This window comes from Streptomyces sp. Q2, assembly GCF_056820935.1.
The window spans coordinates 44,590-50,589 of sequence record NZ_JBXEJE010000063.1 but is presented as its reverse complement, the minus strand read 5'-3'; the positions used below and the strand labels follow the sequence as shown (position 1 = coordinate 50,589).

4 protein-coding genes are annotated in these 6,000 nt (G+C 71.2%); 3 read left to right on the top strand and 1 reads right to left on the bottom strand.

Annotated elements, in window-relative coordinates; genetic code table 11:
• The coding region (locus ACWBNA_RS43540; protein WP_482710158.1) for an ATP-binding protein at window positions 1–2,596 on the bottom strand (2,596 nt) is incomplete at its 3' end.
• A 319-nt stretch (window positions 2,597–2,915) separates the two neighbouring features.
• On the opposite strand from ACWBNA_RS43540, the gene ACWBNA_RS43535 reads away from it, so the two are divergent.
• From ACWBNA_RS43535 to ACWBNA_RS43525, 3 genes are all read left to right on the top strand, one after another.
• Entirely contained in the window at window positions 2,916–3,974 is a 1,059-nt protein-coding gene (locus ACWBNA_RS43535) for a WD40 repeat domain-containing protein (protein ID WP_482710157.1), read from the top strand.
• A gap of 171 nt (window positions 3,975–4,145) precedes the next feature.
• Window positions 4,146–5,105, top strand: coding sequence for a DUF1152 domain-containing protein (locus ACWBNA_RS43530; RefSeq protein WP_482710156.1), 960 nt, complete (start codon window positions 4,146–4,148; stop codon window positions 5,103–5,105).
• 251 nt (window positions 5,106–5,356) lie between these two features.
• Entirely contained in the window at window positions 5,357–5,995 is a 639-nt protein-coding gene (locus ACWBNA_RS43525) for a nucleotidyltransferase domain-containing protein (protein ID WP_482710155.1), read from the top strand.
• The last annotated feature ends 5 nt before the right edge of the window (window positions 5,996–6,000 follow it).

The following is a 6,000-nucleotide window of genomic DNA, read 5'->3' as shown; positions in this document are numbered from 1 at the left end:
CGACCGCCTCGGCAAGCCCGACCAGCATCCCGCAGCCCCCGGCGGCGGCGAGCCGCCGCCCGCGGTGCCAGGCCGCCTGCCCACGCCGCGCACCGCCGGGGTCCGCCGCCAGCAAGGACGCACCGAAGAGCAGGGAGAACGCCTCCCAGAACACCGCTTCGCTGCGGGCACTCTCATCGGCCGCCGCCACGAACAGGTCCGCCGCCACCCTGTCGTCACCGAGACCGAAGTGCAGGTGCGCGGCGCTGCGCATGGCCGAGGCGCGCTGTACGGGCAGATCGAGCCTTTCGGCCTCCTCGTGGGCCCGCTCCGCCCAGTCCTTCGCCGCGTCCAGGTCACCCATGGTGACGGCGGCGGTCACCAGGACCTCCAGGAACAGCGGGCGCATGGAGGGCTGCATCCGCCGCAGGTCGGGGCCACCGGCGCGCAGCACCGCCTCCCGGGCACGGGCCGGGTCGCCGGCGGTGAGTGCCGCGTAGCCGAGTACGCACCAAGCGGTGGATGCCCACCAGTTGACCCCCAGACCCGCTGCGGCGACCGCTTCCTCGGCGGTGGCCAGTGGTCGCGGGTCGCCGGGTGGGCAGGCGTCGGCCAAGGCGTGGGCCCTGGTCGCGAGGACGAAGGCGAGCAGTTCGTCGCTGCCGATGCCGCGGGCGATGTCCTCGGCCTCCTCGGACAGCTCCACCGCCGAAGCGAGCCGGCAGGTCTGGATGCGTACGTGTGTCTTGCACAGCAGGAGGTGGGGCAGGAGGTAGAGCTGGCCGGTGCGGCGGGCTATGGCCAGACCGCGATCGGCGTGCCGCTCGGCGTCGGCGAAGCGCTCCAGGAACGCCTCCGCCCAGGCCAGCCGTACCAGCGGCTCGCACAGGTCGGTCAGATCGCTGTCCGGCAGCGAGTCCACGAGGGCCGCCGCCCGGCGGGTGAAGTCGTCCGCCGCGGCCGTCTCCCCCTCGTACGCCTCTCCCAGGGCCGCGACGCTCAGCGCACCTGCCACCCCCGTCTCGTCCCCGAGGGAGCGGGCCACCTCCAGGGTGTGTGCCACGTCGGAGCGCACCGCCGGGTAGGAGGTGTCGTGCGGGGCCGAGGAGCCCAGCTCCAGGCCCAGCGCCACCTGGTCGGCGAGTGACGGCACGGGATCAGTGCGGTGCAACTCGCGGCGGAGCAGGGCGACAGCCTCCGCGTAACGCCCCAGATGGCGCTCCATGACGGCGCACAGCACGACAGCGGACGCCCGCGACCCGGTCCCGTCGCCCGGGTCGGGCAGAGCGATCACCTGGTGCAACAGGTCCCGGCTCTCCCGCAGCCGGCCGCCGACGCCCAGCGCCCGGGCCCGCCGGAGCATCAACTCGCGCCGCCTGCCCGCGTGTTCCGGCGTGTGCGGAAGATGCCGCAGCACCACTTCCAGCCAGTGGGCGCTGCTCGCGGGCGCGGTGTGTGCGGCCTGCTCGGCGGCCTCGTCCAGCACGGCCGCCGCCCGTGCATCCCAACCGGACAGTGACTGCTCGGCGTGGTGGGCCCGCTCGGCCAGCGGGGCGCCGGTCCGGGCGAGTTCGGCGCCGACGAGCCGGTGGGTCTCGGCGCGCAGCCACGGGTCGGTGCCGTCGCGGACGAGGCTGCGCAGCACGGGGTGGCGCAGTGTGATCCGCCCGTGCGTGCCGGTGCGCAGCAAATCGCGCCGGGTCAGTACGGCGAGGTCCTCGGCCAGTTGTCCCGGCTCGTGGCCGGTCACCGGGCCGAGCAGCGCGGGTGTGGCGTGGTCGCCCAGCGCGGCCACCACTTGGACGAGCCGGCCCTGCGACGGCGTCAGCGGGGTCAGCTCGTCGAGCAGCAGCGCCCCGAGGCCGGTCGTGGAAAGCCGGCTCACCGACGCGCCCTCGCGGTGTGCCTGGAGCAGGGTCAGCAGGTACAGCGGGTTGCCCTCGCTCGCCGTGAAGAGCCGTACGGCGTCGTCGCGGGCCAGGTCGGGGGTGAGCAGTTCGACGCACTCCCGCTCGCCGAGCGGGCCCAGGACCGTCCGCCGTACCGTGCCGGTCTCCGTGCCGCGGGTGAGGGTCGCGGCGAGCGGCGCGGGGCTCTGCCGGTCGCGGCGGGCAAGGACCAGCAGGACGCGGGCGCGCACGGGGTGCCGTACGAGATGGTCGAGGAGTTCCAGCGAAGCGGCGTCCGCCCAGTGCATGTCGTCCAGGACCACTACCAGCCCAGACGCCGCGGCGTGGGTCAACAGGGCGGCGGTGGCACGGTGCAGGAGGAAGCGGTCCGTGCTGCGGGGAGCGCCGCTGAGCACCGGGGCGACCTCGGCGGCCGACGGGAAGGATTCGACGGCCTCCGGGTCGAGGTCGGAGAAGGCGTCGGTGAACGGCTGGAACGGGATGTGGCGTTCGTACTCCGTCGCCCGACCGCGCAGCACCGCCGCCCCCCGCCGCGTCGCGGCCAGGCACAGTTCGTGGACCAGCCGGCTCTTGCCGATGCCCGCCTCACCCCCGACGTCCAGCACCGCCGGGCGGGTGGGCACGTCCTCCACCAGATCAGCCAGGAGCCGGTCGAGCCGCGCGAGTTCCGCTTCTCTGCCGACCAGCGGTGTCCGTTCCGTCGTCATGCCCTCGCTCCCCCCACGAAGTTGGTGCCCCCGCACATCCTGTCGTACGCCACCGACAACCCGTGGCTTCGTGTCCGCGATCTCACACAGCGTCGAAGGCGACGCGTCGACGGCGAGCCGCGGGCCCACGCGGGTGACCGTCGATCAGTGCGGGAGGGACACCCGACGTCCAGGTCGGGCGAACGGGTGCGGAAACTACGTAACCGATCTACGTAACAGCACGATGGTCACGGCCCGACGCACCCGCAAGTATCAAGTCCCTTGGGGTTCGCGTCCGTTGGCGCAGCAGGAAGGCTCCGGGGATTTTGGGGGAGGGCGGATGTTGATCGGCGGCATAGCGGCAGGGATCGTCGTTCTGATCGTTCTGATCGTCGTATGGGTGGTCCGGCGGTCGGACGGCCGGTTCCGGTTCCGGCCGTCGTTCGAGGCGGCCTGCGAGGTCACGGTCGGCGGCCAAAGACTCGTGGCGTACTCCGGGCACCGCAAGGTGATCCGGGTGGCGGACCCGGGCACGCGCGAGGACACGGCGGTCGTCACGAGCTCGCGCACCTGGATCCGTACGCTGTGCGAGGTCCACGTCGACGGCAGGCCCCTGCTGGCGTCCGGCGGCCGGGACGGGGTCGTCCGGCTCTGGGATCTGGAGGACCGAGGCGAGCTGGTGACGTCCCTCACCGGTCACCGCGGCTGGGTGTACGCGCTGTGCACATTGCGGGTCTCGGGGCGCGACCTGCTGGCCTCGGCGGGCCGGGACGGCGCGGTACGCCTCTGGGACCCGCGCGACGGCCGACTGGTGCGCACGATCGACGCCGGCCCCCGGAAGGGGTGGATCTTCTCGCTGTGTCACGTGCGTACGGGCGGGCGAACGCTGCTCGCGGCCGGGCACGGCAACGGCACAGTGACCCTGTGGCATGCCGAGTCCGGGCAGGCGGCCCTGGAGCTGACCGGGCACAACCGCGCCGTGTGGACCCTGTGTCAGGTGTCCGACGGCGACCGCACTCTGCTCGCCTCCTCCGGCTGGGACGGGGTCATCCGGCTGTGGGACGTGGAGGCACCGCAGGAGGCAGGGGCGTTCACGGCCGGTGTCGGGCCCGTGTACGCCCTGTGCCAGGCGGAAGCCGGGGACCGTACGCTCCTCGTCGCCGGCGGGGACGGACCGGGCACCGCTGTCTGGGACCCGTTCACCGGCGAGCGCGCCGGCGACCTGGGCATGGACCTCGCCGGCATCCTCAGCGGCCACGGCTGGGTACGCGCCGCCTGCCAGGTCCGGCCGAAGCAGGGCCCACCGCTGATCGTCACCGCGGGGTACGACGACGGGGCACGCGTGTGGGACGTGGCGAAGGAGATCGGTTCGCCTCCGTCAGAGACAAGAGCGCCCTGATCCGCGACGGATCACTTCGAAGTCGGTCCGACCCTCACCTTGAGTCAGATTCCCTCGCTGGTCCCAGCGCTGATGTTGACTCAGGCGGTGAGAGTCTTCCGTTTACTTCCTGCCCCTCGGTGCGGGAGAACTCGGGAGCGTTCGCGGGCCCGTCCCCGGACAATGATCGTCATGACTTCCCTCCACTCCAACCCGCTCTTCGCCCGCCTCGCCGACGCCGAACGGATCCTCGTCGCCGGCGCGGGCGGCGGCTTCGACATCTACTCCGGCCTGCCGTTGGCTCTCTCCCTCCAGCACCAGGGCAAGGAGGTGTATCTCGCGAACCTCTCCTTCAGCGCACTCGCCGGCCTTCCGATCGATGACTGGGTCGCCCCCGACGTGGCCGCCGTCACTCCCGACTCCGCTTTGCACCAGAGCTACTTCCCAGAGCGGACCCTCGCTCAGTGGCTGCGCCAGCATGGCTATCCGTTCACCGTGTATGCCTTCCCCCAGACGGGGGTGCGCCCGCTGCGCGCCGCCTACCAAGCACTGGTCGAGCTGCACGGCATCGACGCCGTGGTGCTGGTCGACGGCGGTACGGACATTCTGATGCGCGGCGACGAAGCCGGGCTCGGCACGCCCGAGGAGGACCTGACCAGCGTGGCCGCGCTGGCCGCGCTGGACGGCATACCGACCCGGCTCGTCGTGTCAGTCGGCTTCGGTGTAGACGCTTACCACGGCGTGAACCACGTGCAGGTATTGGAGAATATCGCCGCGCTGGAGCGCGACGGCGCGTACCTCGGCGCCTTCTCGATACCCCGCGCCACCCGTGAGGGCGCTCTCTACCTTGACGCGGTGACGCACGCACAGCACCACACTCCGGAGCACCCCAGCATCGTGAACGGTTCCATCGCGGCAGCCGTGCGCGGCTCGTTCGGCGATGTCCGGTTCACTGATCGCACCCGGGGCAGCGAGCTGTTCGTGAACCCGCTGATGTCCCTGTACTTCGCCTTCGACCTCCCGGGCCTGGCAGCCCGCTGCCTCTACCTGGATCGTATCGAGGACACCCAACTGATGCGCCAAGTCCACTCGCGCATAGCCGAGTTCCGTGAATCCATAGTGACTCGCCCGCCCCGCCGCTTCCCACACTAGCTAAGCCAGGGGGCCTGCTGGCTTGGGCCGCCTGTGGCGGCCGTGCTCCGCCTCAGCCGGTCGCTTCCATACAGCCGCGATCTTGTGGTCGAAAGGCGCCCGCCGCATCGCCTGCCACCCCCGCATTCTCTGGAATCACGACGGCAAGCGTTGACGTCGGTTGCGCACCCCGGTGCGGCACGGGACCCCAATGCCGGCCCCGCCGCCCGTATTCGAGCAGAGGGGGAGGGCTGCGACAGTAAATTGTGGCGATGACCGACTCCCTGCCGCCTGACGGCTCTGTGCTTGGTACAGACGAATTGGATGCCCGGTGGGCCGACGCATGGAGGCCGGAGCAGGTCGCGGGGCGGTTGGGTGGGGTCCACACTCCCTGGTGTGTTGCGGCAGGGTGGGCCCTGGACCTGTTCCGCGGTGGGCAGTCACGGCCGCACGGCGATCTGGAGATCGCGGTACCCGAAGCGGGGTTCCCGGAGATTCGGAACCGTTTTCCCGAGTACGCGTGGGACGCGGTGGGTTCGGGACGGATCTGGGCGGAGGCGGGAGCCGAGGAACTGGCGGCCACCCACCAGACCTGGCTTCGAGATCCGGCAAGTGGTCAATTCCTGTTGGACGTCTTCCGCGAGCCCCATGAGGGCGGGATGTGGATCTGTCGGCGGGATGAGAGCCTGCGACTGTCGCACGACGCGATCACCGAGCGGACGACGGACGGGATCCCCTACCTGATGCCGGAGTTGGTGCTGCTGTTCAAAGCGAAGGAGCCGCGGCCCAAGGATCAGGAGGACTTTGACGGGATACTGCCATTGTTGAGCCGGGTGCGCCGGAGCCGATTGAGTGAGTGGCTGGAGCGCGTGCATCCCGGGCATCCATGGCAGGTACAACTGACGGAGTAAGCGGC